Genomic DNA, 26,261 nt, shown 5'->3' on the forward strand with positions numbered 1-26,261 from the left:
ACAGTCCATGAATGTAAGGAGTAAACATGCCGTCAACCGTTTTGGTCGGTGCCCAGTGGGGCGATGAGGGCAAGGGTAAGATCTGCGACCTGGTCGCCGGCGACTTCGATGCCGTCGTGCGCTACTCGGGCGGCAACAACGCCGGCCACACCATCGTCGTCAACGGCAAGAAGTACGGCCTGCACCAGGTGCCCTCCGGCATCATGTATTCCGACCATGTGTCGGTGATCGGTAACGGCTGCGTCGTCAACCCCAAGGTTGTCCTTGAGGAGATCGACATGTTCGAGGCCGACGGCATCACCACCAAGAACCTCAAGATTAGCGGCAACGCGCATGTCATCATGCCGTACCACATCGACCTGGATGGCGCCTTTGAGCAGAAGCTCGGCAAGAAGAACATCGGTACCACCAAGCGCGGTATCGGTCCGTGCTATCAGGACAAGATGGCCCGCATCGGCCTGCGCATGCAGGATATGCTGGACGAGGCGCTGTTCCGCGACAAGCTGGAGACCGCTCTCGCCCGCGTGAACCCCGAGCTTGAGCTCATCTACAACCTGCCCACCTACACCGTGGACCAGATTTGCGACGAGTACCTGCCCATGGCCGAGCGCCTGCGTCCCTACATCACCGAGACGAGCCTGCTGCTCAACAACATGATCGATGAGGGCAAGGACCTGCTGTTTGAGGGCGCCCAAGCGACGTTGCTCGACATCGACCACGGCACCTATCCGTACGTGACGTCTTCCAACTGCACCGCCGGCGGCGCCATCACCGGCTCCGGCGTGGGCATGAAGAACGTCGACCGCGTGCTGGGCGTCATGAAGGCCTATATCACCCGCGTCGGTTCGGGCCCCATGCCCACCGAGCTTTCCTATGAGTCCGAGGCCGGTCACACGCTGACCGAGGAGGGCTATGAGTACGGTGTGACCACCGGTCGCCGTCGTCGCTGCGGCTGGTTCGACGGCCCCATCGCCAACTACGCCTCGCGCGTCAACGGCCTCACCGATATCGCCCTGACTAAGCTCGACGTGCTTTCGGCCTTCGACACCATCAAGGTGTGCGTGGCCTACGACGTCGATGGCGAGCGCTACACCAGCGTGCCCGAGCATCAGGTGCGCTTTGAGCATGCCAAGCCCATCTACGAGGAGCTCCCCGGCTGGAAGTGCGACATCACCGGTTGCCGCAGCTTTGATGAGCTGCCGCAGGAGGCTCAGGACTACGTGGCGTTTATCGAGGATCTGGCACACACCCGCGTGACGTTCATTGGCGTCGGCGCCGGTCGCGAGCAGATCATCAACCGATTCTGGAAGTAATCGGGACTATTTGGTTATTGCGATATACCCCTTTGCAGCCCAAGCGGGCGGCCGAGGGGTATATTTGCTTGCAAAGGGCTCGCGCGGAGCGGGCCATTCATCCATAGAGGAGGCACCCTTGAAGGCGGACACTCAAACCATCGACATCCTGTTGTTGGGCAGCGGCGGCCGTGAGCATGCTTTGGCAGCTAAGCTCGCAGCATCACCGCGCGCCGGCAAGCTCTACATCGCGCCGGGCAACGGCGGCACCGCGAGCTGCGGCGAGAACGTTGTTCTCGACGACTGCGATCCTGCGGCCGTGGCGGCGTTTGCGCAGAGCCACGGATGCGGACTCGTGGTAATTGGCCCCGAGGCTCCGCTCGTGGCGGGTGTGGCCGACGCCGTGCGCGCGTCGGGTATTCTCTGCTTTGGCCCGGGTGCCGAGGGCGCCCAGATGGAGGGCTCCAAGCTGTTCTCCAAGCAGCTCATGGAGCGCGCGGGCATTCCGACGGCAGCCTACGGCTCGTTTACCGACGAGGCTTCGGCTCTCGCCTACGTGCGCGAGCAGGGCGCCCCGCTGGTCGTCAAGGCCGACGGCCTTGCCGCGGGCAAGGGCGTCATCGTGGCGATCGAACTTGAGCAGGCCGAGGAGGCCGTGCGCGAGTGCTTTGGCGGCACCTTTGGCGATGCCGGCAATACTGTGGTCATCGAGGAGATGCTGACCGGCCCCGAGTGCTCGCTGCTCGCCTTTACCGACGGCAAGACCGTGCGCCCCATGGCCACCTCGCAGGACCACAAGCGCGCGCTCGAGGGCGACAAGGGCCCCAACACCGGCGGCATGGGCGTCTACAGCCCGGTGCCCATCGTGACCGACGAGGAGCACGCCACCATGGTGAAGGTCATGGAGCAGACCGTGGCCGAGCTCGCTGCCGAGGGCATCGACTACCGCGGCTGCCTGTATGGCGGCTTTATGCTCACGCCTGCCGGCCCCAAGGTGCTGGAGTTCAATGCCCGCTTTGGCGACCCCGAGACGCAAGTCGTGCTGCCGCGCCTTAAGAACGACCTGGTTGAGGTCATGCTCGCCTGCGCCAACTGCGAGCTCGATCAGATTGAGCTCGACTGGCGTGACGAGTGGGCTGTGGCCGTTGTCCTGACGAGTGCGGGCTATCCCGGCAGCTACGAGAAGGGCAAGGTCATCACCGGTATCGCCGACGCCGAGGCCATGGAGAACGTGACCGTGTACCACGCGGGCACTGCCATGGTGGACGGCCAGCTCGTGACCAATGGTGGCCGCGTGCTCGCCGTGACCGCGCTGGGCGACACGTTCGAGAACGCTCGCAACCTTGCCTACGAGGCCTGCGAGAAGATTGATTTTGAGGGCAAGACTCTGCGTCACGATATTGGCCTGCGCGCGCTGCGCGGCCGCGACGCCTGGGATGCCTAAAATCCGAGAGGAATGAGACGGATGGACGAGAAGAACGAAGAGCTCGTGGATGCGCAGATCGTTGAAGAGGACAGCCGCATGTATGGGCACGCCGAGGGCGAGCCCGGCGGCGAGGTCGCTGACGAGCCGGCGCTGGTGTTGGGCGACGACGACCCACACGATGCCGAACTGCACGAGAAGATTCTTTCGGAGGAGTGCGCCTGGAAGGGCAAGATCCTCGACGTCCACCGTCTTGAGGTTGAGCTGCCCAACGGTCGCCGCAGTGCCCGCGATATCGTTCGCCATCCGGGTGCGGCGGCCGTTGTGGCGCTGACCGAGAGCGGCAAGATCGTACTGGTGCGTCAGTACCGCACCGCCATCGACCGCGTGACGGTCGAGATTCCCGCCGGCAAGCTCGACCCGGGCGAGGACCCACTCGATTGCGCTAAGCGCGAGCTACACGAGGAGACGGGCTTTAGGGCCGGTCGCATTCGCTTTTTGACGTCGATTGTCACGTCCTGCGGTTTTTGCGACGAGATCATTCACATCTACTTGGCTACCAAGCTGGAGTTTGATGCGCCCAACCCCGACGATGACGAGTTTGTCAACGTTGACCTGGTGCCGCTGCACGAGCTGATCGACGCCGTGCTCGACGGCAAGATCGAAGACGCCAAGACCGTCGTGGGCGCCTTGGCCTGCGATAGCATCGCGCATCGCCTTGGGGGCGCGGAGCTCTAGGTTACGCGGTTTTACCAAACCGCGTAACGAGTCGACGCTGCAAACGCCCCTAAGCGGCAATCTGCCTTTCAATCGTCGCTCGCGTACCGAAGTACGCGTCGCTCCTCTTTCAAGGCACCTTGCTCGCTTAGGGACGTTTTCGCTGACGCTGCCAGAACATCGGCGTTATGCTTGTTGGGACGCTTTGTTTTCAGCCTGACCGGTTCAACCGGATTTCTCACGCTATTTATTTCTCTTCGAGGATTGCATGTTTAAAAGGTTTCTCTCGTATTACGAGCCCCAGATGGGGCTTTTTGTTGCCGATACTGTTTGCGCTCTGGTGCTTGCTGCCATTGACCTTGCGTTTCCTATTATTCTGCGCAATTTGACCGGTGGGCTCTTTACTCAGGGTCAGGCTGTCATTATGCAGGCGCTCGGCATGATTGCGGTGGGCTTGGTGCTGATGTATGCCGTCCGCTGCGCCTGCCGCTATTTTGTGAGCTATTGGGGCCACGTGATGGGCGCGCGCATGGAGTCCAAGATGCGCGAGGACCTGTTCGACCAGTATGAGCGCTTCAGCTTTGCGTACTTCGACCGCAACAGCTCGGGCGACATGATGAGCCGCGTGGTCAACGACCTGTTCGATATCTGCGAGGCGGCGCATCACGTGCCCGAGTGGATCATCATCTGCGGCATCGAGATTATCGGCTCGTTTGTGATCCTCTTTACCATCGCCCCGGTGCTGGCGCTTGCCATGGCTGTGGTGACAGCAGCGTTTGCGGTCATCATGTTTTGGCAGAACATGCGCATGCGCGAGGTCTTTAGCGACAGCCGCAAAAAGATCAGCGGCATCAATGCGCAGCTGCAGGATTCGCTGGCGGGCATGCGCGTGGTCAAGAGTTTTGCCAATGAGGAGACCGAACGCTTCAAGTTCCGCGCCTCCAACAATCGCTATCTTTCGTCCAAGGAGAACATGTATCACGCCATGGGCGTCTATACCGCGACGTATGGCCTGCTCTCGGGTGTGCTCTATGTGATCGTGGTGCTGCTGGGCGGCTGGCTGGTCGCCCAGGGACAGCTGCAGGCGGTCGATATGGCGACCTTTGCACTCTATATTTCGCTGTTCTGCACGCCGCTCGAGACACTCGTCAATTCGGCCGAAACGTATCAGAAGGCCATCGCCGGCTTTAAGCGCATGGACGAGGTGCTCTCGACCGCGCCGGATATCCAGGACAAGCCGGGCGCTACGGATCTGCAGGTGACTGCCGGCGCCGTGGAGTATCACGACGTGTGCTTTAACTACGAGGACGTTGAGCTGGGCGAGGGCGATGCCGAAGAGCGTCCCGTTATCGACCATATGAATCTGTCCATCAAGCCCGGGCAGACCATCGCTTTGGTTGGCCCTTCGGGCGGTGGCAAGTCCACGACCTGTTCGCTGCTGCCGCGCTTTTATGACGTGGCTGCCGGATCCATTAGCATCGACGGCCAGGACGTGCGCGATGTGACGCAGCAGAGCCTGCGTCGCGCCATCGGCCTGGTGCAGCAGGATGTCTATCTGTTTGACGGCACGATTGGCGAGAACATCGCCTACGGCAAGCCGGGCGCTACGGCAGGAGAGATCGCCGAGGCCGCCCGTCGCGCCAACATCGATGCCTTTATCGAGTCGCTTCCACAGGGTTATGACACGGTCGTGGGCGAGCGCGGCAGCCGTCTTTCGGGCGGACAGAAGCAGCGTGTTGCCATCGCGCGAGTGTTTCTCAAGAACCCCAAGATCCTTATTTTGGATGAGGCGACGAGTGCTTTGGATAACGAGAGCGAGGAGGCGGTGCAGGAGTCGCTCGAAGAGCTGGCACGCGGCCGCACCACGATTATCATCGCCCACCGTCTTTCGACCATTAAGCATGCCGATGAGATTGCGACCGTTGAGCGTGGTCGCGTTGTGGAGCGTGGCACGCACGAGGAGCTTCTCGCCCGTGGCGGCACCTATGCCCGTTACTATCGAATGCAGTTCGAAGGTGCGCGTGCGCACGAGCTCGACTGATTGATATGACAGGAAGTTTATGGCTGACAAGAACCCTTTGACTCCGGAAGAAGTGACGGAGTTATTCTCCGAAATCGATGCATCCGGCGTCTTGGATCCCACGCTTGCCAAAAAGCGAACCGAGCGCATGCGTGAGAAGGAGGCTGCGGCCAAGCGCGGTGACAAAGCGGCGCTAGCGCAGCTGCGCAGCGAGGACCGTGCGAGCCAGGCAAAACATATCGACCCGCTGTCTGAGGACGATCCTTCGGGCTCGCAGGTGAGCCATACCATTACGAAGACCGCGATGGCCGTGGTCATCGGTATTCTGGTGCTGATCGTGGGCATGCAGATCGGCTACGGCGTGATGCGCCGTCTGAATACCGCCAACCTGTCCGAGAGCGTTTCGGTGGATACCGTCTCGACGGCGCTGAAGGGCGGCCTTGAGTGGGGCAACGGCTTTACGCAGTTTCCGCTCGATTTTACCGTCGACGAGGCCGATGAGCGCACGGGCACGGTTGAGGTGACGGTGTTGGACACATCGTCTGCCAATGAGCTCGAGCTGCTGTCCAACGGGCAGATCCAGGCCGCGGCGCTTGCGACCAACGCCCTGCTCAACGATAAGATCGACCGCGTGGTGTATAACGTGCACGCCTATATCGATGAGGACAGCAATATCCAGCATGATTCCTTCTTTGGCATGTTCCCCGCGAGGGGTCATCAGAGCGCCATTTTGACGTTTGTGTGGACCAAGAGCTCGTCAAATGCCACGAGCATCGACTGGAAGATGCGTATCGTGAGCATGGACGACACGATTGCCGAGCGCATCCAAAAGCAGGTGAACTCGGTGTCGTCACTGATTGAGGACCCGGCGGTAAGCCAGACCAAGATCACGGAGGAAAAGGCCGAGCGCGACTTGGAGCATCGTCTGCATGGCCGCGAGATTTTCCGCGGCGGCAAGCCCGATCGCTCACCGTCCGATCTGCTGGAACAGGACAAGCAAAAGTAAGAGGCCATTATCCCGCGTGAGCCACAAGCCCACGCGGGATAATTTTTCTGGGACGGGGATTAAATAATCATTATGCATAGAAAGTCATAATTATCATTTCGTAAACATTTCGATGAAATTAACGCCATGAGGCATGCTTGCGGTTACAATACCGCGAGGCCTAACTACACACCTTTAAGCCGGTCCTGTGAGACCGGGAAGGAGAATTATGGCGAACAACCATACCGCGGGCGCTGCCGCCCGCACCTTCGCGCCCAGCGAGCTTTGCCAGCGTATGCTGGCCAAAACCAGCAAGGGCACCTGCGGTCCCTGTATCCTGTATCTTGAGGATGGGACCATTTTTTATGGACGTGCATGCGGCGCCGAGGGCACCGCGACCGGCGAAGTCTGCTTCAACACCTCGCTCGAGGGCTACTTTGAGGTCATGACCGACCCGAGTTATGCCGGCCAAATTGTAACCATGACCTATCCGCAGATCGGCAATTACGGTATCGACGAGACCGATGTCCAGTCGGCCTTCCCTGGCGACGCCGTGCGCCCTGCGAGCGCTCCGGCTATGCGCGGCATGATCGTTCGCGACATGTGCGCCACGCCTTCTAACTGGCGCTCGGCCGTCAGCGTGCCGGAGTACCTGCGCGCTCACGGCATCGTCGCTATCGAGGGTGTCGACACCCGCGCTCTGGTGCGCCATCTGCGCGACAATGGTTCCAAAATGGGCATTATCTCGACCGAGATCTTCGACGTCGACGAGCTTGCCGAGCGTCTGGCCGCAGCGCCCACGCTGGTAGGCGAGAACCTGGTCAAGACCGTAAGTTGCCCCGCGCCTCACGAGTTTGTGGCCGCCGACCTGCCTGCCACGCATGACTTTGCGCTTGCGGTTGCCGCTCCTGCCCGTCACAAAGTGGTCGCCTACGACTGCGGTGTGAAGCGCGGCATTCTGGAGGGGCTGGTCCGCGCCGGCTGCGACCTTACCGTCGTGCCGTGGGATACTCCCGCCCAGCAGGTGCTCGAGATGAATCCCGATGGCGTCTTTTTGTCCAACGGCCCCGGCGACCCCGACGCCGTGGTGGAGACCTACGAGCAGGTGCAGCAGCTGATCGGCAAGGTGCCGGTCTTTGGTATTTGCCTAGGTCACCAGATGATCAGCTTGGCCTGCGGCGCCCAAATGGAAAAGCTTAAATTCGGTCACCGTGGCGGTAACCAGCCGGTTATGAATCTGGTGAGCCGTCGCGTGGAGATCACCGCGCAAAACCACGGCTTTGGCCTGCTGTTCCCCAGTCTGGGCAAACTGATTCCGGAGCTTTCCGGCGGCGAAACCGAGCACGCGGCCGATGGCGACCTGCGCGCCTGGGTGCGTCGCGGCATCGCGCCGGTCGTGATGAGCGAGCGCTTCGGCCGCATTCGCCTGACGCACGTGAACCTCAACGACGGCACCGCCGAGGGCATCCAGCTGCTCGACGCCCCGTGCTTCTCGGTCCAGTACCATCCCGAGGCTTCGCCCGGCCCCACCGATGCCCGCTATCTCTTTACCGCCTTTACGCGACTCATGGACGGCGAGGAGAACTACCTGGACATCGACACCGCGAAGGACCGCCTCGCCGGCTGGAATTTCGCCGACGATGGTTCCGCCGTTCTACCGAACGGCGGACCGGTCGACGCTGCGGCTGCATCTGGCACATCATCTTGCCGTTCTGCTTCGGACGCGCGGGCATAAGCCCAGCGCGCCCTCGCATCACGGCAACCTGATGCACCAGCTGCACCCTCGCTGACTTTTCCAAAACATTGAGTCAGCCTCTCTAGGAGGTTTTTAACATGCCTAAACGTACTGACATCAAGCGCATCCTCGTTATTGGTTCGGGCCCCATCGTTATTGGCCAGGCCTGCGAGTTCGACTACTCCGGCGCCCAGGCCTGCAAGGTGCTCAAGGAGGATGGCTTTGAGGTCATCCTGGTCAACTCCAATCCGGCGACCATCATGACCGACCCGGGTCTTGCCGACCGCACCTATGTCGAGCCCATCACCGCCGAGTTTATCGAGCGCGTAATCAAGAAAGAGCGCCCGGACGCGCTGCTGCCCACGCTGGGCGGCCAGACCGGTCTGAACGCCGCCGTCGAGCTGGCAAAGGACGGCACGCTCGACAAGTACGGCGTCGAGATGATCGGCTGCGACCTGGCCGCTATCGAGCGCGGCGAGGACCGCAAACTCTTTAACGAGGCCATGGCCGAGATCGGCCTGGAGGTTGCGCGCTCGGGCTATGCCTACAGCGTGGCCGACGCCGAGGCTATCGCCGAGCGCGTGGGATATCCCTGCGTACTGCGCCCGAGCTTTACCCTCGGTGGCGCCGGCGGCGGCATCGCGCATACCCACGAGGAGCTCGTCTCCATCGTGAGCCAGGGCCTTGAGCTCTCGCCTGCCCATGAGGTGCTGGTCGAGGAGTCCATCGAGGGTTGGAAAGAGTATGAGATGGAGGTCATGCGCGACCACGCCGGCAACGGCATCATCGTGTGCTCCATCGAGAATCTCGACCCCATGGGCGTGCACACCGGCGACTCCATCACCGTGGCGCCGGCGCAGACGCTCTCCGACCTTGAGTACCAGCGCATGCGTGTCGCCTCGCTCGCCATCTTGGGGAAGATCGGCGTCGAGACCGGCGGCTCCAACGTGCAGTTTGCCGTGAACCCCCAGACCGGCCGCCTGATCGTCATCGAGATGAACCCGCGCGTGAGCCGTTCGTCCGCACTGGCCTCCAAGGCCACGGGCTTCCCCATCGCCAAGGCCGCCGCTCGCCTGGCCGTGGGCTACACGCTCGACGAGATCGTCAACGACATCACCAAGGCAACGCCCGCCTGCTTTGAGCCCACAATCGACTACTGCGTCGTCAAGGTGCCGCGCTTTGCCTTCGAGAAGTTTAAAGGCACTGATCCTACGCTCACCACGCGCATGAAGGCCGTGGGCGAGATTATGGCGATCGGCCGCACCTTTGAGGAGGCCTTCGGCAAGGCCATGCGCTCACTGGAGGACGGTCACCAGGGCATCTGCGCCGGTGGCAAGGAGGGTGCCGACAAGCTGAGCGACGATGAGCTCGCTCAGGCCGTGGCAACCCCGACCGAGCACCGCATCTTCTTTGTGGTCGAGGCCCTGCGCCGTGGCTGGGACATCGCCCACATCCATGCCATCTGCGGTATCGATCCGTGGTACCTCAACCGTATCAACGACATGGTGCAGGTCCAGGAGAGCATCCGCGGCCTGCGTGTGGAGGATATCGACGCCGACGCGATGCGCCTGCTCAAGCAGTACGGCACGAGCGACGCCGAGATTGCCGCGCTGACCGGCTCGGACGAGCGCTTTGTGCGCGCCTATCGCAAGGGTCTGGGCGTGGTTCCCAGCATGAAGACGGTCGATACCTGCGCTGCGGAGTTTTCGAGCGCCACGGAGTACCACTACAAGACGTACGAGAACATCTACCGCACGAGCCCGGACGCCAAAAAGTGCGTGGCTCCCGACGAGACCACGCCGGCGGACAAGCCCAAGGCGATGATCCTGGGCGCCGGCCCCAACCGCATTGGCCAGGGTATCGAGTTCGATTACTGCTGCGTGCACGCGAGCTACGCGCTGGCGGCCCGCGGCTTCGAGACCATCATGGTCAACTGCAACCCCGAGACCGTCTCGACTGACTACGACACCTCGGACCGCTTGTACTTTGAGCCGCTCACCTACGAGGACGTCATGGATGTCATCGATGTTGAGCGACCCGACGGCGTCGTGGTGACGCTCGGCGGTCAGACCCCGCTTAAACTGGCGCGCATGCTCGAGGAGAGCGGCGTCAACATTATGGGCACAAAGCCCGACGCCATCGACTTTGCCGAGGACCGCGAGCGCTTTGCCGCCCTACTCGACAAGCTGGGCATTATGTACCCGCCGGCGGGTCAGGCCACCTCGTTTGAGGAGGCCGAGGCCGTGGCCGCGCACATCGGCTACCCGCTGCTGGTGCGTCCGAGCTACGTGCTGGGTGGCCGCGGCATGATGATCGCCTACGATGCCGGGCATCTACGCGATTACATGGCCGAGGCTGCGCGCATTAGCCCCGACTACCCGGTGTACCTCGACCGCTTCCTGGAGGGTGCGATTGAGTCCGATGTCGATGCCCTGTGCGACGGCGAAGAGGTCTACATCGGCGGCATCCTGGAGCATATTGAGGAGGCCGGTATTCACTCCGGCGACTCTGCGACCTGCATTCCGCCGTTTAGCTTTAGCGAGAGCCTGCAGGCGAAGCTCCGCGAGACCACGCGCCGCATCGCGATGGCGCTGGGCGTACGCGGCCTGGTCAACGTGCAGTATGCCATCAAGGGTGAGACCGTCTACGTGATCGAGGCCAACCCGCGTGCCAGCCGTACCGTGCCGTTTATCTCCAAGGCCACCGGCGTGCCGCTGGCCAAGTGCGCGGCGCGTATCATGGCGGGCGATTCCATCGCGAGCTTGGGCCTGCCGAGCGATGAGCGTCAGCTGGACTGGTTCTGCATGAAGGAAGCCGTTATGCCCTGGGGCCGTTTCCCGGGCGCCGACGTCATCCTGGGGCCCGAGATGAAGTCGACGGGCGAGGTCATGGGTATCGCCAAGAGCTATCCCGAGGCATACGCCAAGACGCAGCTGGCGATCGACTACAAGCTGCCCGACCCGAGTTGCGGCAAGGTGTTCATTAGCGTGTGCGACCGCGACAAGCGCCATATCCTTTCGGTCGCCCGTATCCTGCGCTATCTGGGCTTTGACATCTGCTCTACCGAGGGTACGGCGCGCGTGCTGCGTGGAGGCAACGTGACGTGCGAGATCGTGGAGAAGATTAGCGGCCCGCACGACGGCGAGCGCCCCAACATCGGCGACCTCATCGCCGATGGCAAGATCGCGGTGATCATCAACACGCCGTACGGTCCGGGCTCGCGCGGCGACGGCTATCTGCTGCGCACCGAGGCAGTGCGACGCGGTGTGACCTGCGTGACCGCGATGTCTGCCGCCAACACGTACGTGAGTGCCATCGAGGCGGTGCGTGAGGACCAGCAGGGTCACGGCAGCGCCAACGACATGGGCATGGACGTCATCGCCCTGCAGGACCTGCCGCAGCACACGGTGTAATGTGACCTGGTCGGCCGGGGCGGCAGCCGGACACTTTCTCTCGGAAACTGGGCTTCGCGAAGTTTTCCGAGAGAAAGGACCGCCTCCCGCCCCGGCCTACGGTGACTCGGTTGCACCGTGTGCTGCCGAAGGGGCTTTGTGCGATGACTAGGGCTGAATAGAAAATGAGTGTGGGCGCCGTCGTTCGTTTGAACGACGGCGCCCACGTTTTGGATTTATTGGGCTGTGGCGGTGAAGGTTGTTTTGTCGGCGGCGATGTGCACGTGCAGCTTTGCCTGACCGTCGCAGCTGATGAGCACGCCTACCTCGAACGGGGTTCCCGTCTTGTCGTAGGTCGAACGCACGATGCGCATCGCCGCCTTACCGGTGTTCTGTCCCAAAAGACGCGCCTCATGCTTGTCGAGGTTGACTGTCTCGTAGACGGCATCGACGCTTGCGGGCAGGATGCCGGTCTTTTCCGCGATGTAGGCGTAGAGCGAGCCATCCACGTCTTTGCGCGTGAGCTCGGGGCAAAGTGACACGGGGATATAGACGTAGTTGAGCTCCATGGGTTTGTCGTTGGCGAGACGCAGGCGGCGAATCTCCCAGACGGGTGTCCCTTCGGGCACTTTGAGCCCGGAGGCGATGCCGCGGACGGCCGGTATGCTTGAAAAGGCGAGAATCTGCGAGCTCGGAACCCGTCCCGCTTCGCGCATCCGCGCGCTGAAATTCAGGGCCAGGTCGATGCCGGGTGCTGAAGTTTGGGGCTTGATGAACGTGCCCTGGCCGCGCTTGCGCACCACGCGCCCCTCGATGACGAGATCTTGGAAGCAACGGCGCACGGTCGCGCGCGATAACTCCAGCCGCTCACAGATTTCGAGCTCGCGTGGCAGCGGCGTCTTGGTGTCGAACGCCTGGCTGGCGATAAGCAGAGCGATTCGATGTTTAAGCTGGACATAGAGCGGCGTATCACCGCTGCGGTCGAAGGGTTCGGAGGCGAGAAACGAGATCATATCCATGGGGTACCTCCATGTCGTGGGCGTACGTGACATGGTCTGACACTGCGGGGCAAACCGGAGATGCCAGGCCCGATTCTTGCTGGTATGTATGGTGCATAAGGAACATAAAACATTTATCAGGCAATCTACCTGCTATTTTAAAAATAATTAGAAGAAAAAATAATTTAGGCACAAAAATAGTTGCTACCGTTAACCGATGAATAGTTGCCGTTCGCAACTATTTTCTTGTACCGAACATGCCCCGGCGCAACAATAATCTCAGCAAAAAGCAAAGCCGTGCGACACACGGCAGGTCGAGAGGAGACCGCATGCGGTATCTGGTAATGGTCAGTCACGGAACGCTCGCTCCCGGACTGCACAGTGTCCTCAAGATGCTCGGCAATGACGCCCCGAACATCTTGTCGACGAGTCTCGTGGACGGCATGGGCGCTGACGAGTATGTCGAGAACGTCAAGGCGATGCTCGCTCCCGTTACCGCCGATGACGAGGTTGTCCTGCTTGGTGACATCCTGGGCGGATCGCCGCTCACCAATGCCATGAACACGCTGGCCGAGAAGGGTTTGCTCGCCCACACCATTGCCTTCGGCGGTATGAATCTGCCCATGGCTATGACCGCCATGATGGGGCTTGCCACCATGGACCTGGATTCCCTCAAGCAGATGATGCTGCAGGAGGGCAAGAACGGTATGTCCGAGCTCGTTGTCCCGACCGATGACGCCGACGACGAGGACGACGACATCTAGGCAGCGCATCCGCCCAAATTTTCGTGATGGAGCGGGGGTTAAGAGGAAAGACCCCCGGTGATAAAGAAAGGGAGAACGCATGATTTCGTTCATCCGTATTGATGACCGTATGATCCATGGACAGACCGTTACCCGTTGGGCCCTCGAGTATCCCTGCGACGGTCTTATCGCCGTCAACGACGCTGCAGCGTCCAACCCCGTGCTCAAGGAGGCCTACAAGAGTGCCTCGGGCAAGAAGACGTTCGTGTGGACCAAGGAGCACTTCAAGGAGGTCTCCGAGAAGGTTCTCAAGTCCGACACCAAGTACTTCCTGATCACCAAGAACCCGCTCGACATGAAGGAACTTCTCGTCGATTTTGGCTTTAAGCCCGGCATGGACCGCATCATCGTCGGTCCCTGCAACGATCGTCCCGGCACCACCAAGCTTGGCAACAACCAGTCGATCACGCAGGAAGAGGCCCAGGCGCTCGAGGATCTCACCAACGCCGGTTACACGGTCGAGTTCGCCCTTATCAAGGAGAAGTCCATCGGTGAGTGGCCCAAGTTCCGCGGTCAGTTTGGCTTCTAGTTAGGTGCCAGCCGCATTTTGGTATCTACAGCCCTTGGTGAAAGGGGCTGAGGAATAAAGAAAGGGGAAAGCATGGCAATCAATGCATTCCAAGCCGCGCTGTTCGGCCTGTTCGCCTGCCTGGCATCACTGCCTGGCATGGGCGGCACGACGATCGGCAACTACACTCTGGGTCGTCCTCTGGTCGCCGGCCTCATCGTCGGCATCATCATGGGCGATATGCAGACGGGTATCCTCGTCGGCGCTGCCATCCAGGTTGTCTACATCGCTCTCGTGACCCCCGGCGGAACCGTCTCCGCCGACGTCCGCGCCGTGTCCTATATCGGCATCCCGCTGGCGATCCTCGCCATCAAGAACTCGGGCATCGATCCCGCCTCCGCTGAGGCTGCCGGCATGGCCGCATCCCTCGGTGCCGCCGTCGGCACGCTCGGCACTGTGCTCTTCTATGGCACCGCCACCATCAACCTGGTGTGGCAGGGCATGGGCTGGAAGTGGCTCGAGAAGGGCGATCTCCACAAGCTCTACCTGGTCAACAACGTTCTGCCTTGGATCGGTCACATCGTCTGCTCGTTCCTCCCGACGTTCATCATCACCATGGGCGGCACCGCCATGGTCGACCTCATGAAGACCTACATGCCCATGGACGGCATCGCGATGAAGACGCTGTTTACCGTCGGCTCGCTGCTGCCTACCGTCGGTATCGCCATCCTGCTCAAGCAGGTCATCTCTAAGCCCACGGACTTCCTGACGTTCTTCTTCGGCTTCACCCTGTCCGCTGTTATGGGCTGCAACCTGATCGCCGCTGCCGGCATCGGCTGCTTCTTCGCCCTGATCAACTATGAGATCGCTTCGCTCAAGATCGACCTCGCAAACGCTCCCAAGGCAGCTATCGCCTCGGGCTCAGATGATGAGGAAGAGGAGGACATCTAATGGCAGAGAAGAAAAAGCTCTCTAAGAAAACGCTTGCCAAGTCGTTCCGTAACTGGTCCTATGGCAACCTGACCTGCTTCTCGCAGGAGCACATGCAGACCTTCGGTTACCTGTGCGCCATGCTTCCGATTGTCGAGGAGCTCTACGACACGCCCGAGGAGCAGAAGCAGGCCCTCCAGACCTACTCCGCGTTCTTCAACACCGAGCCGCAGATCGGCACCATGATTGTCGGCGTCACCGCCGGCCTCGAGGAGGCTCGCGCAAACGGCGAGGCCATCGACGACGACGCCATCAACGGCATCCGCGCCGGCCTCATGGGCCCGCTCGCCGGCCTTGGCGACTCGCTGATCGTCGGTACCCTGATCCCGATCCTGCTCGGTATTGCCCTCGGTCTCTCGACCGGCGGCTCCCCGCTCGGCGCCATCTTCTATATTGTCGTGTGGAACCTGCTCATGTTCCTTGGCATGCGCTTTGCCTACAACCAGGGCTATGAGCTCGGCGGCAAGGCGGTCGAGGCCCTCGTCGGCCCCAAGGCCAAGGCTCTGCGTGATTCCATCGTGATGGTCGGTACCATGGTCATCGGTGCAGTCGGTGCTACCTGGGTCTCCATCACCTGCAGCCCCAACCTGGTGCTGCCCGGTGGCGGTAAGTTCCAGGACACGCTCGATGGCATCTATCCGCACCTGCTGCCGATGATCTTCATCATCTTCTGCTGGTACATGATGACCAAGAAGAAGGTCAACCCCATCGTTATGATGCTGATCCTCGTTGTGATCGCATTTGTGGGCGTTCTCATTGGCTTCTTCGACCCGGCACTGAGCTACTAGTCATCATCCCCTGGCCCCCTGTAAGGCCGTGCGGCCTCAACCGCACGGCCTTCTGATTTTGCGCCGCCCTTCAAGGGCAATATGGCCAGCGACCTCCATCGCCTACACGACACCCGCTATATTGCTCTTGAAAGATGACGTATTCGACAAACGATGCACTTGCGCATGATGCACACTTTGCACGAGGAGGACCATATGCACGAGAAACATGGACACGACCTTTCGCGCGACGACTTGATTCGCGAGGCAAAGATGCAGACCGATGCTATTCAGCGGCTCAATGTTTGGCTGCGCCTGGGCTATTCGCTCGTGGCGATTGGCTTTTTGATGGGGATGTGGGGTATGCAGGGCGGCCCCGGCTGGGGTGTCCCCGTGGGCATCGTGTGCCTGGTGGTGGGCACTCCGCTTTCGATCGTGCTTAAGGTCGGCACGACCAACGCCAAAAAGAATGTCGAGCGCATGCTCGAGGCCGCTGGTGTCGACGTTGAGGAGCTTATGCGACGCAAGAAGGACGAGCAATAGACTTCCGCGTTGGGGTATCATAAATAATTGTTGCGAATGTTAACTAATGTACGGCAAATGACGGTTTTATGGCCCTTCTAGAGTTGCAAAGGACAATATCCCCAGTGGATTACGATGACGTCGCTCGAAAACTGATTGTGTACTCACGTTCCCTTGCCAAGGGATCCTTGAGTGCTGCCGGCGGCGCCAGTGTGGGCGAGGCACCGGTTTTACAGTATCTATCGGGTATTGACGGTGATGTCATTCCCTCCGAGATTGCCAAGAAGCTGAAATTCTCCCGTGCGCGCATGTCGCATATCTTGGATTCACTCGAGAGTAAGGGTTACGTTCAGCGCAGGACTGATCCAAACGATCGTCGGCGTGTGCTGGTGAGCATTACCGAGGAAGGCCGTGATTTCGCGGCGAAAAAAAATGCCGAGAGTGTGGCATCGCTCTCGAAACAACTCTCGGCGCTCGGCGAGCACGATGCCCAGGAGCTCGTGCGCATCCTGAATAAAGCTTACAGCCTTACCTATGATGCCGACGACTACCTGGACAATCTATAAGGATAAAGACAGACATTTAGGTGCATCTTGAAATGCACCCGGGACAGTTGTGCCCATCAGCCACCGTCAACATCTCATTCCAAACCAAATCAGCCAACGTACGTCATGGCAATCCCCGGTAGGTTGCAGGATGGCGGCTGAGCCTTTCCCTCGGGAAACTTCGCGAAGCCCAGTTCCCGAGGGAAAGGTATGGTCTGTGTAATACCAGACAAACAGTACATTTTTGCTAGATTGGTATTTGACTGAAGAACCAATTGGTATGGCTTATTAAGCCCACCTTGCCGTTGACGCTTATTTTGCTGCCGCTGGGAGAATTCCGAACTTGGGTGCGCAAGTGCTCCCATATGTTGATATGACCTAGTAGGTGGCTATCTGGTTACTACCAGTTGGCCCCTTGGTAACGGGTGGCCCCCATTGTGCGGAATGTACCGAACATCTCCGTTTGATACGTTTTCCCATGCTGCCGGGGGGGGGCGTCCTCGGCACCTCAGCATGTCGGAAGAAAGGAGACCAGATGCGCAGGAATTCCATTTTTACGAAACGGTGGGTGAAGGGAAGCGCGGTCCTCGTTGCCACTGCAGCGACGCTCGTGTTTGCCAATCCCCAGCAGGCGATTGCCACGCCACTCAAGGGCGTCGACTCGGCGACCGTGTCCCAGTCTGCCTCGAATGTCGTCGACATCGATTTCGCTGACGGCATCAAGGGCCGTATTACGTTCCTCGAGGACGGTATTTTCCGTTATAACGTCGACCCCAAGGGTGAGTTTTCCGAGTACGCCACGCCGCGTAGTAAGTCCCACACGGCTAAGATCCAGGCTCAGCCCGATACCTCGGACACCTACAGCAAGCCGAGTGCGACGGTTGCCGACAAGGGCGACACTATCGAGATCACCGGCGGAAAGGCGACCGTGATCCTGGACAAGGCGACTGGCAAGATGAGTATCAAGTCAGGCGACCGTGTCGTGGTTTCCGAGTCCGCGTCCCTCGACCTTGATAAGAAGGGTACCGTCCAGACGCTCGCCAAGGAGAAGTCCGAGAACTTCTTTGGCGGCGGCACCCAGAACGGACGCTTCCTGCACACCAACCAGACCATCGCCATCTCCAACACGAACAACTGGACCGATGGCGGCGTTGCCTCGCCCAACCCGTTTTATTGGACGAGTGACGGCTACGGCGTACTCCGAAACACGTTTGCAGAGGGTTCCTACGACTTCGGTTCCACGGACTCATCGACGGTCACGACTTTGCACAGCGAGAATGAGTTTGATGCCTACTACTTCGTGGCGACCAACGAGGGCGCTTCGAACGTGGCAACCGAGATGCTGCAGGACTACTACAAGGTGACCGGTAACCCGGTACTGCTGCCCGAGTACGGGTTCTACCTTGGTCATCTTAATGCCTATAACCGTGATGGCTGGTCAACGACCTCGGGTCAAAAGAAGTGGGAGACCAAGGGCAGCAAGTCCTCGAGCGAGAAGGGCGACGTTAAGTACGAGTCTGGCATGTCGACGGGCTACAAGCTCGACGGCACACTTGCGGCCGAGACGCTCAACGGTGAGGGCCCTACGGTTGATACCGAGAACATGAAAGCGACCGATTTCGACCGCCAGTTCTCTGCTCGTCAGGTTATCGATGACTACGAGGACAACGACATGCCGCTCGGCTGGTTCCTGCCGAACGACGGTTACGGCGCCGGCTATGGCCAGAACGGTTACTACAAGACCGGCGGCGTCAACTCCGACGGAGCGAGCTCGGCCGACCGTCTTAACACTGTGCGTGCCAATGTCGACAACCTTAAGAAGTTCACCGAGTATGCCAACTCCAAGGGTGTGAGCACGGGCTTGTGGACCCAGTCCAACCTTGAGCCCGACAGCAACCCTGAGACCCCGTGGCATCTGCTTCGCGACTTCGACGCCGAGGTCAAGACGGGAGGCATCACTACCCTTAAGACCGACGTTGCCTGGGTTGGATCTGGCTACTCCTTTGGTCTTAATGGCATCAAGACAGCTTATGACACGGTGACGACCGGCGCTAACAAGCGCCCCAACATCATCACGCTCGATGGTTGGGCCGGCACGCAGCGCTTTGGTGGCATTTGGACCGGCGACCAGTATGGCGGTAACTGGGAGTACATTCGCTTCCATATCCCCACGTATATCGGTCAGAGTCTTTCGGGCAACCCCAACATCGGCTCCGACATGGATGGCATCTTTGGCGGCGACCCCATCATCTCTGCGCGTGACTACCAGTGGAAGACGTTCACGCCCTCTATGCTTGACATGGACGGTTGGGGCACCTACCGTAAATCGCCCATGACGCACGGCGATCCCTACACAGGCATCTCGCGCTTCTACCTCAAGCTCAAGGCGCAGCTCATGCCCTATATCTACACGAGCGCGGCCTCGGCGGCCAACATCGACACGGGTAACGGCGATGCCGGCCTGCCCATGATCCGCGCCATGCTGCTTTCCGACAACTCCGAGTACGCCGCAAGCACTTCGACGCAGTACCAGTATATGTTCGGTGAGAACTTCCTAGTGGCACCGGTGTATCAGGATACCCAGGCAGACGAGAACGGCAACGACATTCGCAATGGGATTTACCTCCCCAACTACGGCACCGACGAGAATCCCACCATCTGGATCGATTACTTCTCGGGTAAGCAGTATCGCGGCGGCCAGGTTCTCAACAACTACGAGGCTCCGCTTTGGAAGCTGCCGCTGTTTGTGAAGGCCAACGCTATCGTGCCGATGTACGCCGAGAACAACAACCCCGAGGCCGTGAGCGACACCAACACCAAGGGTACCGACCGCAGCCAGCGTATCGTCGAGTTCTTCGCCACCGAGGGCGACGGCACCTTTACGCAGTACGAGGACGACGGCTCCTCCATCGAGAACAACACGACTGAGGACGATTCCTACGGCACGATCGACAATATCTCCTACGGTGAGCATGTGAGCACCGTCTACAGCTCCAAGGCCGCAGGCGGCACCGCGACCTTTACCGCCGAGGCCTCGCAGGGCGGCTACAACGGCTACGACTCCAACCGCACCACGACCTTCGTGGCCAATGTGTCCGCCAAGCCCACGAGCGTTGTCGCCAAGAACGGCGGATCCGCACTCAACGTGGTTGAGGTCGACTCGCAGGAGACCTTTGACGCCGCGACCCCCGAGGCCGGCCAGGCGGTCTACTTCTACAGCGAGACCCCCAACCTCAACCACTACGGCAGCGATGCGGACGGCACCGAGGCCGAGCAGGGCGAGAGCTTCAACAACACCAAGATCACCACGAACCCCAAGGTCTACGTCAAGTTCGCGAAGACCGATGTTGCTGCAGCGGCGCAGACGCTTGAGCTGGGCGGTTTCGTGAACGCCGACGCCACGCTCACAGCCGATCGCCTCAACGAGAACCTCTCCGCACCCACGAACCTTGCTGCCCCCGAGGACGCCACGACCCCAACGAGCATCAAGCTCACCTGGGGAAAGGTCGATGGTGCTACCTCCTACGACCTTAAGGTCGACGGCACTGTGTTTGCCGTGGGTGATGCGGCCGAGTTCACGCACACCGACCTCGCCTACAATAGCAAGCACACCTACCAGATTCGTTCGCGCAACGCCGAAGGTTACTCCGCCTGGAGCGATGTGCTCGAGGCGAACTCCGCACTCGATCCGTGGCGGAACGTCCCCGACGCCGAGGAAATCACCTGGGAGGGCTCACTTTACGGCAGCCATAAGGCCGAGCTCGCCTTCGACCATGAGTTCCAGTCGGGCGACGGCGGTTTCCACTCCGGTGGCAACGATCTGGGCAAGGCGCTTACCGTTGACTATGGACGCGCTTACAAGCTCGATAAGCTCGAGTACTATCCGCGCGATGACGCCGGCAACGGCACCGTGACCAAGATGCGTGTTGAGACGAGTCTCGATGGCGTCCACTGGACGAGCCAGGAGGTCGATTGGGCACGTTCCGCTGATTGTAAGACGGTAGCGTTTGACGGCACCGTGGCCGCCCGTTACGTGCGCATGACACCGCTCGCCTCGGTCGGCAATTTCTTCTCCGCGTCCGAGATTGCCATCTACAAGACCGACGGCACGGATGGCTTCGCCGTGGGCTCCAACCTCAACAAGGCCACGATCTCCGACGGAGACTACTCCAACATGAAGAACTATCTGGGCCTCGAGAATCGCGAGCCCGATACCCCGACGTTCGGTTCGCAGATCCGCGACCACTTCGCCGACCTCAACGATAACGGCGTTTACGACGTCTACGATTACTCGTTCACCATGGCGGGTCTTGACGGCGGCACTAAACAAAAGGGCAAGGTCGCAGGTTCGCTCGCGGTGATTCCGAGCAAGACCGAGGTCGAGGCCGGTGATGAGATCACCGTTGATGTCTATGCGGCCGACGCCAAGAACGTCAACGCCCTGGGCGCCCTCGTCAACTTCAAGAGCGACCAGTTCGAGTTTGTGTCCGAGAGCATCGCGCAGGACGGCTCGACTGCCGGCATGGAGAACCTGTCTCGCGAGAAGGTCCAGTTCGTGGACGGAACGCAGACTATCAATCTCGCCTTTGCCAACCGCGGCGATGGCAAGCTCTACAACGGTACTGGCGCGGTGGCGAGTTTCAAGCTCAAGGCCAAGACCGCCGGAAAGGTCGAACTGCCCTCGACATCTTGGCTTATCGGCCCGGCATGCGACGCACTTGAGTTTGCGAGCGACGGCACGGTGACGATGCCGGACGTTCCTCAGCCAACGGTCGCCGAGTACGCCCAGGATGCCTTCAACATCACGATGACCAACGATGAGCTCACGACCGACGACGGGACCAACGTCGAGAAACTTATCCAGCAGAAGAGCTATAACGCGCTGTTCGATAATAACGAGGGCGACAACGGCTTTGAGTTCCTGTGGAACTGGAGTGGCAACTGGGACAGCGAGGGTAAGCTACCGAGTTACGTGAAGCTTCCCACCACGATGACATTCGCATTTAAGACGCCGTCGAAACTCGATAGCGTCGAGGCCGTTAACCGCAACGGCGGCAACGGAACCGTACAGAAGATCAAGGCCGTCGTGACGTTCGAGGATGGCTCGATCCAAGAGTTCGCGGGCGGGGAGTACGATTCCTTCCTGGCTCGCTACGCCTTTGACCTCTCTGCCGAGAACAAGGGCAAGAAGGCGACCAAGGTCGAGGTCACGCCGCTTGAGGCATCGGGTGACCAGATGCTCACACTGCGTGAGGTCAACTTCAACTACACGCAGGGTGTCGAGGCCATCGAGGGTGTCGAGCTAGGCAAGAACCAGACCGAGTTCTTTGAAGGCGACATTACGCCCGTCGACGCCAAGGCTACGCCTGAGAGCGCTGGCTACCCCTATGTGACGGTCGAGAGCTCCGACCCCTCTGTGGTAAGCGTCTCCGCTGTTCAGGCTGGCGATAGCGTGAGCTACTACCTGCGTGCCAACAAGGCCGGCAAGGCAAAGATCACGGTGGCGTCGGTACTCGACCCCTCCAAGACCGCATCCTATGAGGTCGAGGTCAAGGCTGGTGTCGATACCTCTGCGCTCGTGGCAGCGCTTTCCAAGGCCGCGGGCTACAGCGAGTCCGTCTACACCAAGGATTCCTATGCAGCTCTCACCACTGCGGTCGAGGCGGCTCGGAAGCTCCTCGACAGCGGCCAGGGCAGCTATAGCAAGAAGGATGTCGCAGACGCCACTGCCAAGATCGAGAAGGCAATCGACGGCCTCAAGATGCGCCCTGTCGATGAGAAGATCCTCATCAACACGCCCGAGAACCGCAAGAACGTCAAGGTGGCCGACTTCTCGAGTGAGGCCGACTACGAGGGCAGCAACGCCGTCAACGCTCTCGACGGCGACGAGCGGACGCTTTGGCACAGCGACTGGGCCCATGGGACCGGTATGCCCCAGTATCTGAGTGTCGACCTGGGCCGCGACTACGATCTCACCGACGTTACATTCCTGCCGCGCCAGGACGGCGGCACTAACGGCGATATCTTCGAGGCCGAGATACTGGTCTCCGACACTGCCGACGGTTATGAGATGGGCACCGCCGCGTCGATGGGTACGTTCGCCTTCGACAACGACGGCCGCGTGCTCACCGACCGTGGCGACTGGAAGCAGATGAGCTTTGGCGCCGCGCGCGGTCGCTACGTGACCGTCAAGGTGATTCACGCCGGCGGTGGCGACGTTGATGCCTACTGCAGCATGGCGGAGCTCAAGTTCTACGGTACGGCCGTCCCCGATCCGGTGGCGAAGGATGATCTCGCTACCGCGATCGAAAAGGTTGATGCCGAGGTTGCTGCCGGCGACCTCAAGGCCGGTGACTACACCGAGGCCTCCTGGACGGCGCTCGAGAACGCCCTGGCGAGCGCCCGCGCCATCTTGAGCGATGAGGACGCCACGCAGGACGAGGTCGACCAGGCGCTCAGGGCGCTCGAGAGCGCCCGCGGCGCGCTCGAGAAGACCCCGGTGGTCCCGGTCGAGAATCCGACTAAGAAGCAGCTCAAGGCCCTGGTCAAGCAGGCGAAGGAGACTGACACCAGGGACAAGACGGACGAGTCTGTCAAGGCCCTGACGGATGCCATTACCTACGCCGAGGACATCTTGGGTGATGAGAATGCTTCCGACACCCAGCTCCAGGCGGCCTATGACCAGCTCAAGCTGGCCATTGAGAGCCTCAGGGATGCCGACTCCGGCAACCAGGGCGGCTCGGGCAACCAGGGTTCCGGCAATGGCTCGAACGGCGGCAACCAGGCGGGCAAGCCCGCAGGCGACAAGGCCCAGGGCAGCAAGAAGAACGGTTCGGCGATCCCCAATACCGGCGACCAGACGGCGGCGACCGTCGTGACCGTCGGTGGTCTCGGCGCCATCATCGCCGCGATCGGCGCTTTCTTCCATCGTCGCAGCAAGGCCAAGTAGCCCCAGCAACAGCTAAGCAAGCGTGCCCGCCGTCCCACCCAAGGACGGTGGGCATGCTTTTTGAATGTAGGCGGAAAGCTCCGACCCTTCGGCCTTAATCTCGCAAAGCATTCCGTCTCTCACCGAACACATCGGCATCGGTGGCTATACTTGAATTATTTGCAGTTAAGGGTCGCGGATTCGCTGCGTCACCGCTCTCAACAGGAGGTCTATGTTTATGGCAGATCAGAAGCCGGTTGTCGGGATCATCATGGGTTCCAAGTCCGATCTGGGCGTTATGGAAGGCTGCACCGCCGAGCTCGAGGCACTGGGTGTGCCCTATGAGCTCGTCATTGCGAGCGCGCACCGCACGCCGGCGAAGGTCCACGACTGGGCTTCGACTGCCGCCGATCGCGGTATCAAAGTGATTATCGCCGCCGCCGGCAAGGCCGCTCACTTGGGTGGTGTCGTGGCTGCCTTTACGCCGCTGCCGGTTATCGGCGTGCCTATGAAGACGAGTGACCTGGGCGGTATGGATTCGCTGCTGTCGATGGTGCAGATGCCTTCGGGCGTGCCCGTGGCCTGCGTTGCCATCAACGGTGCCAAGAACGCCGCCATCTATGCCACACAGATTCTGGGTGCTTGCGACCCCGAGTACCGCAAGGTTATCGAGAAGATGAAGCAGGAGATGGCTGACGCCTAAGCGTTCCGCCGTTTCACCGCAGTATAAGGAGAGCCATGTCCGATTATCAGGGAAAACGATTCAAGGCTTCTCAGATTCCCGATCCGTCGAAGCCGGGTGCTGCCCGTGCGGCACAGCAGGGTCGGACATCCTCTCCTCAGCAGCCGCGCGCGCCGCGCCCCGTGACACCGGCGACGCATCGTCGACAGGACGCGCCGGCCGCATATCGTCCTTCGTCTTATAGCTCCGCTAAGAAGCCGCCCCGGTCTTCATCGCATGCCGCGCCGTCGGATCGCACCGAGCCGCCGCGCAAAAAGCGCCACTCCATTATTCCCATTCTGCTCATCATCATCGGTATCGGTCTGATTGTCGCCGCCGCCGCTATTTTTATTAATGCCCAGATTGGCTATAAGCAGGCGAGCGATTCGTATCAGAAAATCGAGAAGCAATATGTAAGCGATAAGGACGCCAGCGGCGTGCCGATTATCGACTTTGATGCGCTTGCTCAGACGAACCCCGAGATTGTGGGTTGGATTTACGTGCCGGGAACCAACATCAACTATCCCGTGGTGCAGACCAACAACAACTCCAAATACCTCAACACGCTGTTCGATGGCACGTCTAACGCCTCGGGTGCCATCTTCTTGGATAGCGATGACACCGCGCCGGGAATGGTCGACCAGCAGACCACGATCTACGGCCACCATATGAACGATGGGTCGATGTTCAACGTGATTTCGGATACGACTGACCAGGCAACGTTCGATAGCATTGAATATGTGTACTACATCACGCGCGATGCGACGTATAAGCTGCGTCCGCTGGCGACCAAGGTGGTCGAGGACACGTATGCCAAGGCGCGCACGACCAATTTTGAGGGCGACGACGGACTCAAGAACTACCTGTCCGAGATGCTCGACGGCGCTTCTGCCGTGGCGAGTGATGCCACCGATCGTGCCGCTTCGGCAACTAAGGTTGTAACGCTTGTGACCTGTCGTTCGCTGTCGCTGAGCAACACACGCGCCGTCATGGTGCTCACGCCGGTCGAGGAATAAGTTGTTCGAGAGCAGTCTTTTTGGGACGGGGCTTTTTTAGCTACCCGGGATGATCAAGGGGAGAACATGATGCTTGAGAGTGGCAAGGTAATGCCTTCGGTCGATGCGTGGCTGCGCGAGGCTAAGTCTGACCCGTCGGCTGCGGGGTGCGGTATGTACCTGACGCATAACGGCGTGGTGCGCGCGACACCCAAGTCCGAGGCGCGTGGAATCGAAACCGACGGCGTGGCGCCCGGGCACAAGGTGGGCGGTATGGTGTTTGATTACGATACCGACAAGGTCCAGGCCGCTATCGAGCAGACGCGCGCGATGCCGGGCATCGGCTACGTTCGCGTGTGGCTGGCGAGGGGGGAGCTCGCGGTGGGCGACGACATCATGCTCGTGCTCATTGGCGGAGACATTCGCCCGCACGTGGTCGATGCACTGCAGGCGCTCGTCGGCACCATCAAAAACGAGTGCGTGAGCGAGGTCGAGCGCGAAGCGTAAGGCCCTGGGTGCCGCCTCGCCCCGTCCCATCCACAACAAAAGCCCGCCAGCAGCTTGTGATGAACTGCCGGCGGGCTTTTGTTGTGCGTTGGAACTGGCTTGCGGATCGATAAATTGTAATCGACGAGAGATCGATTATTCGATGACTCCAGGAAACGCTTCGGTAGGCTAAAGAAAGACGTCCACAATATCGTTATTTGTGTTGCCCTACGCTCGAGTAATGTTAGAATTTCACCTACTTTTTTTATTAACAACCGTTTTGCAGTTGGGGGAGAGCATGCGGGCGAAACGAGCTATCGCGATAGCGCTGACCGGACTCATGCTGTTTGAAGCATCCCCGGTGCCCCAGATCTCCCAGGCGCTGACCATCCAGAACGCCGCCGCAGTCCGCCAGCTGATGAGCACCCTCACCG

18 protein-coding genes are annotated in these 26,261 nt (G+C 60.3%); 17 read left to right on the forward strand and 1 reads right to left on the reverse strand.

What is annotated here, in order from left to right:
* Positions 1-26 precede the first annotated feature (26 nt).
* The 7 genes from DW899_RS03705 to carB all read left to right on the forward strand — a co-directional run bounded on the left by DW899_RS03705 (position 27) and on the right by carB (position 11,585).
* Positions 27-1,313, forward strand: coding sequence for an adenylosuccinate synthase (locus tag DW899_RS03705; protein WP_055251352.1), 1,287 nt, complete (start codon positions 27-29; stop codon positions 1,311-1,313).
* Positions 1,314-1,431: 118 nt separating this feature from the next.
* Positions 1,432-2,736 carry a phosphoribosylamine--glycine ligase gene (gene purD / locus DW899_RS03710; RefSeq protein ID WP_117800046.1) on the forward strand — a complete coding sequence of 435 codons (1,305 nt, stop codon included), beginning with the start codon at positions 1,432-1,434 and terminating at the stop codon, positions 2,734-2,736.
* A 21-nt stretch (positions 2,737-2,757) separates the two neighbouring features.
* Positions 2,758-3,453, forward strand: coding sequence for an NUDIX domain-containing protein (locus DW899_RS03715; protein ID WP_172622467.1), 696 nt, complete (start codon positions 2,758-2,760; stop codon positions 3,451-3,453).
* A gap of 247 nt (positions 3,454-3,700) precedes the next feature.
* Positions 3,701-5,473, forward strand: a complete 1,773-nt coding sequence (locus DW899_RS03720) for an ABC transporter ATP-binding protein (protein ID WP_117800047.1) — start codon at positions 3,701-3,703, stop codon at positions 5,471-5,473.
* Positions 5,474-5,492: 19 nt separating this feature from the next.
* The gene (locus tag DW899_RS03725; protein ID WP_117800048.1) at positions 5,493-6,458 is read left to right on the forward strand and encodes a hypothetical protein; all 966 of its coding nucleotides are present in this window, start codon (positions 5,493-5,495) and stop codon (positions 6,456-6,458) included.
* A gap of 208 nt (positions 6,459-6,666) precedes the next feature.
* Positions 6,667-8,172 (forward strand): glutamine-hydrolyzing carbamoyl-phosphate synthase small subunit, encoded by a 1,506-nt coding sequence (carA, locus tag DW899_RS03730; RefSeq protein WP_233539893.1) that lies wholly within the window; start codon positions 6,667-6,669, stop codon positions 8,170-8,172.
* 98 nt (positions 8,173-8,270) lie between these two features.
* Complete coding sequence (gene carB, locus DW899_RS03735; protein ID WP_117800049.1) at positions 8,271-11,585, forward strand: carbamoyl-phosphate synthase large subunit; 3,315 nt, start codon at positions 8,271-8,273, stop codon at positions 11,583-11,585.
* A 215-nt stretch (positions 11,586-11,800) separates the two neighbouring features.
* On the opposite strand, the gene DW899_RS03740 is transcribed toward carB, so the two are convergent.
* Complete coding sequence (locus DW899_RS03740; RefSeq protein WP_158551165.1) at positions 11,801-12,583, reverse strand: GntR family transcriptional regulator; 783 nt, start codon at positions 12,581-12,583, stop codon at positions 11,801-11,803.
* A 308-nt stretch (positions 12,584-12,891) separates the two neighbouring features.
* Between DW899_RS03740 and DW899_RS03745 the strand changes: the two genes are divergently transcribed.
* The 10 genes from DW899_RS03745 (at position 12,892) to DW899_RS03790 (ending at position 25,848) form a co-directional block, all read left to right on the forward strand.
* Positions 12,892-13,326, forward strand: a complete 435-nt coding sequence (locus tag DW899_RS03745) for a PTS sugar transporter subunit IIA (protein WP_089572603.1) — start codon at positions 12,892-12,894, stop codon at positions 13,324-13,326.
* A 79-nt stretch (positions 13,327-13,405) separates the two neighbouring features.
* On the forward strand, positions 13,406-13,894 hold the full coding sequence (locus tag DW899_RS03750; protein WP_089572604.1) for a PTS sugar transporter subunit IIB: 489 nt from the start codon (positions 13,406-13,408) through the stop codon (positions 13,892-13,894).
* 72 nt (positions 13,895-13,966) lie between these two features.
* Entirely contained in the window at positions 13,967-14,824 is an 858-nt protein-coding gene (locus tag DW899_RS03755; RefSeq protein ID WP_089572605.1) for a PTS sugar transporter subunit IIC, read from the forward strand.
* On the forward strand, positions 14,824-15,651 hold the full coding sequence (locus DW899_RS03760) for a PTS system mannose/fructose/sorbose family transporter subunit IID (RefSeq protein ID WP_117646152.1): 828 nt from the start codon (positions 14,824-14,826) through the stop codon (positions 15,649-15,651). Before DW899_RS03755 ends, DW899_RS03760 begins: the two co-directional genes overlap by 1 nt.
* A gap of 195 nt (positions 15,652-15,846) precedes the next feature.
* Positions 15,847-16,173 carry a hypothetical protein gene (locus tag DW899_RS03765; protein WP_117646153.1) on the forward strand — a complete coding sequence of 109 codons (327 nt, stop codon included), beginning with the start codon at positions 15,847-15,849 and terminating at the stop codon, positions 16,171-16,173.
* A 104-nt stretch (positions 16,174-16,277) separates the two neighbouring features.
* Complete coding sequence (locus DW899_RS03770) at positions 16,278-16,718, forward strand: MarR family winged helix-turn-helix transcriptional regulator (protein WP_158550938.1); 441 nt, start codon at positions 16,278-16,280, stop codon at positions 16,716-16,718.
* Between the two features lie 514 nt (positions 16,719-17,232).
* A complete protein-coding gene (locus DW899_RS03775) occupies positions 17,233-23,646 on the forward strand; it encodes a discoidin domain-containing protein (protein WP_158566566.1) in 6,414 nt (2,137 codons plus the stop codon).
* Between the two features lie 217 nt (positions 23,647-23,863).
* Positions 23,864-24,328 carry a 5-(carboxyamino)imidazole ribonucleotide mutase gene (gene purE / locus DW899_RS03780; RefSeq protein ID WP_117776632.1) on the forward strand — a complete coding sequence of 155 codons (465 nt, stop codon included), beginning with the start codon at positions 23,864-23,866 and terminating at the stop codon, positions 24,326-24,328.
* Positions 24,329-24,363: 35 nt separating this feature from the next.
* Positions 24,364-25,362 carry a class B sortase gene (locus DW899_RS03785; protein WP_117646156.1) on the forward strand — a complete coding sequence of 333 codons (999 nt, stop codon included), beginning with the start codon at positions 24,364-24,366 and terminating at the stop codon, positions 25,360-25,362.
* Between the two features lie 66 nt (positions 25,363-25,428).
* Positions 25,429-25,848, forward strand: coding sequence for a molybdenum cofactor biosynthesis protein MoaE (locus DW899_RS03790; protein WP_117800051.1), 420 nt, complete (start codon positions 25,429-25,431; stop codon positions 25,846-25,848).
* Positions 25,849-26,261: the final 413 nt, after the last annotated feature.

It is taken from the genome of Collinsella sp. AM41-2BH (assembly GCF_003468085.1).
Classification (GTDB): domain Bacteria; phylum Actinomycetota; class Coriobacteriia; order Coriobacteriales; family Coriobacteriaceae; genus Collinsella.

Excerpts from the sequence above, each read along its gene's own strand:
- DW899_RS03705 (WP_055251352.1), top strand. The coding sequence starts at position 27 with ATGCCGTCAACCGTTTTGGTCGGTGCCCAGTGGGGCGATGAGGGCAAG.
- DW899_RS03715 (WP_172622467.1), top strand. The coding sequence starts at position 2,758 with ATGGACGAGAAGAACGAAGAGCTCGTGGATGCGCAGATCGTTGAAGAG.
- DW899_RS03720 (WP_117800047.1), top strand. The coding sequence starts at position 3,701 with ATGTTTAAAAGGTTTCTCTCGTATTACGAGCCCCAGATGGGGCTTTTT.
- DW899_RS03725 (WP_117800048.1), top strand. The coding sequence starts at position 5,493 with ATGGCTGACAAGAACCCTTTGACTCCGGAAGAAGTGACGGAGTTATTC.
- carA (WP_233539893.1), top strand. The coding sequence starts at position 6,667 with ATGGCGAACAACCATACCGCGGGCGCTGCCGCCCGCACCTTCGCGCCC.
- carB (WP_117800049.1), top strand. The coding sequence starts at position 8,271 with ATGCCTAAACGTACTGACATCAAGCGCATCCTCGTTATTGGTTCGGGC.
- DW899_RS03740 (WP_158551165.1), bottom strand. The coding sequence starts at position 12,583 with ATGGATATGATCTCGTTTCTCGCCTCCGAACCCTTCGACCGCAGCGGT.
- DW899_RS03745 (WP_089572603.1), top strand. The coding sequence starts at position 12,892 with ATGCGGTATCTGGTAATGGTCAGTCACGGAACGCTCGCTCCCGGACTG.
- DW899_RS03750 (WP_089572604.1), top strand. The coding sequence starts at position 13,406 with ATGATTTCGTTCATCCGTATTGATGACCGTATGATCCATGGACAGACC.
- DW899_RS03755 (WP_089572605.1), top strand. The coding sequence starts at position 13,967 with ATGGCAATCAATGCATTCCAAGCCGCGCTGTTCGGCCTGTTCGCCTGC.
- DW899_RS03760 (WP_117646152.1), top strand. The coding sequence starts at position 14,824 with ATGGCAGAGAAGAAAAAGCTCTCTAAGAAAACGCTTGCCAAGTCGTTC.
- DW899_RS03765 (WP_117646153.1), top strand. The coding sequence starts at position 15,847 with ATGCACGAGAAACATGGACACGACCTTTCGCGCGACGACTTGATTCGC.
- DW899_RS03775 (WP_158566566.1), top strand. The coding sequence starts at position 17,233 with ATGCGCAGGAATTCCATTTTTACGAAACGGTGGGTGAAGGGAAGCGCG.
- purE (WP_117776632.1), top strand. The coding sequence starts at position 23,864 with ATGGCAGATCAGAAGCCGGTTGTCGGGATCATCATGGGTTCCAAGTCC.
- DW899_RS03785 (WP_117646156.1), top strand. The coding sequence starts at position 24,364 with ATGTCCGATTATCAGGGAAAACGATTCAAGGCTTCTCAGATTCCCGAT.
- DW899_RS03790 (WP_117800051.1), top strand. The coding sequence starts at position 25,429 with ATGATGCTTGAGAGTGGCAAGGTAATGCCTTCGGTCGATGCGTGGCTG.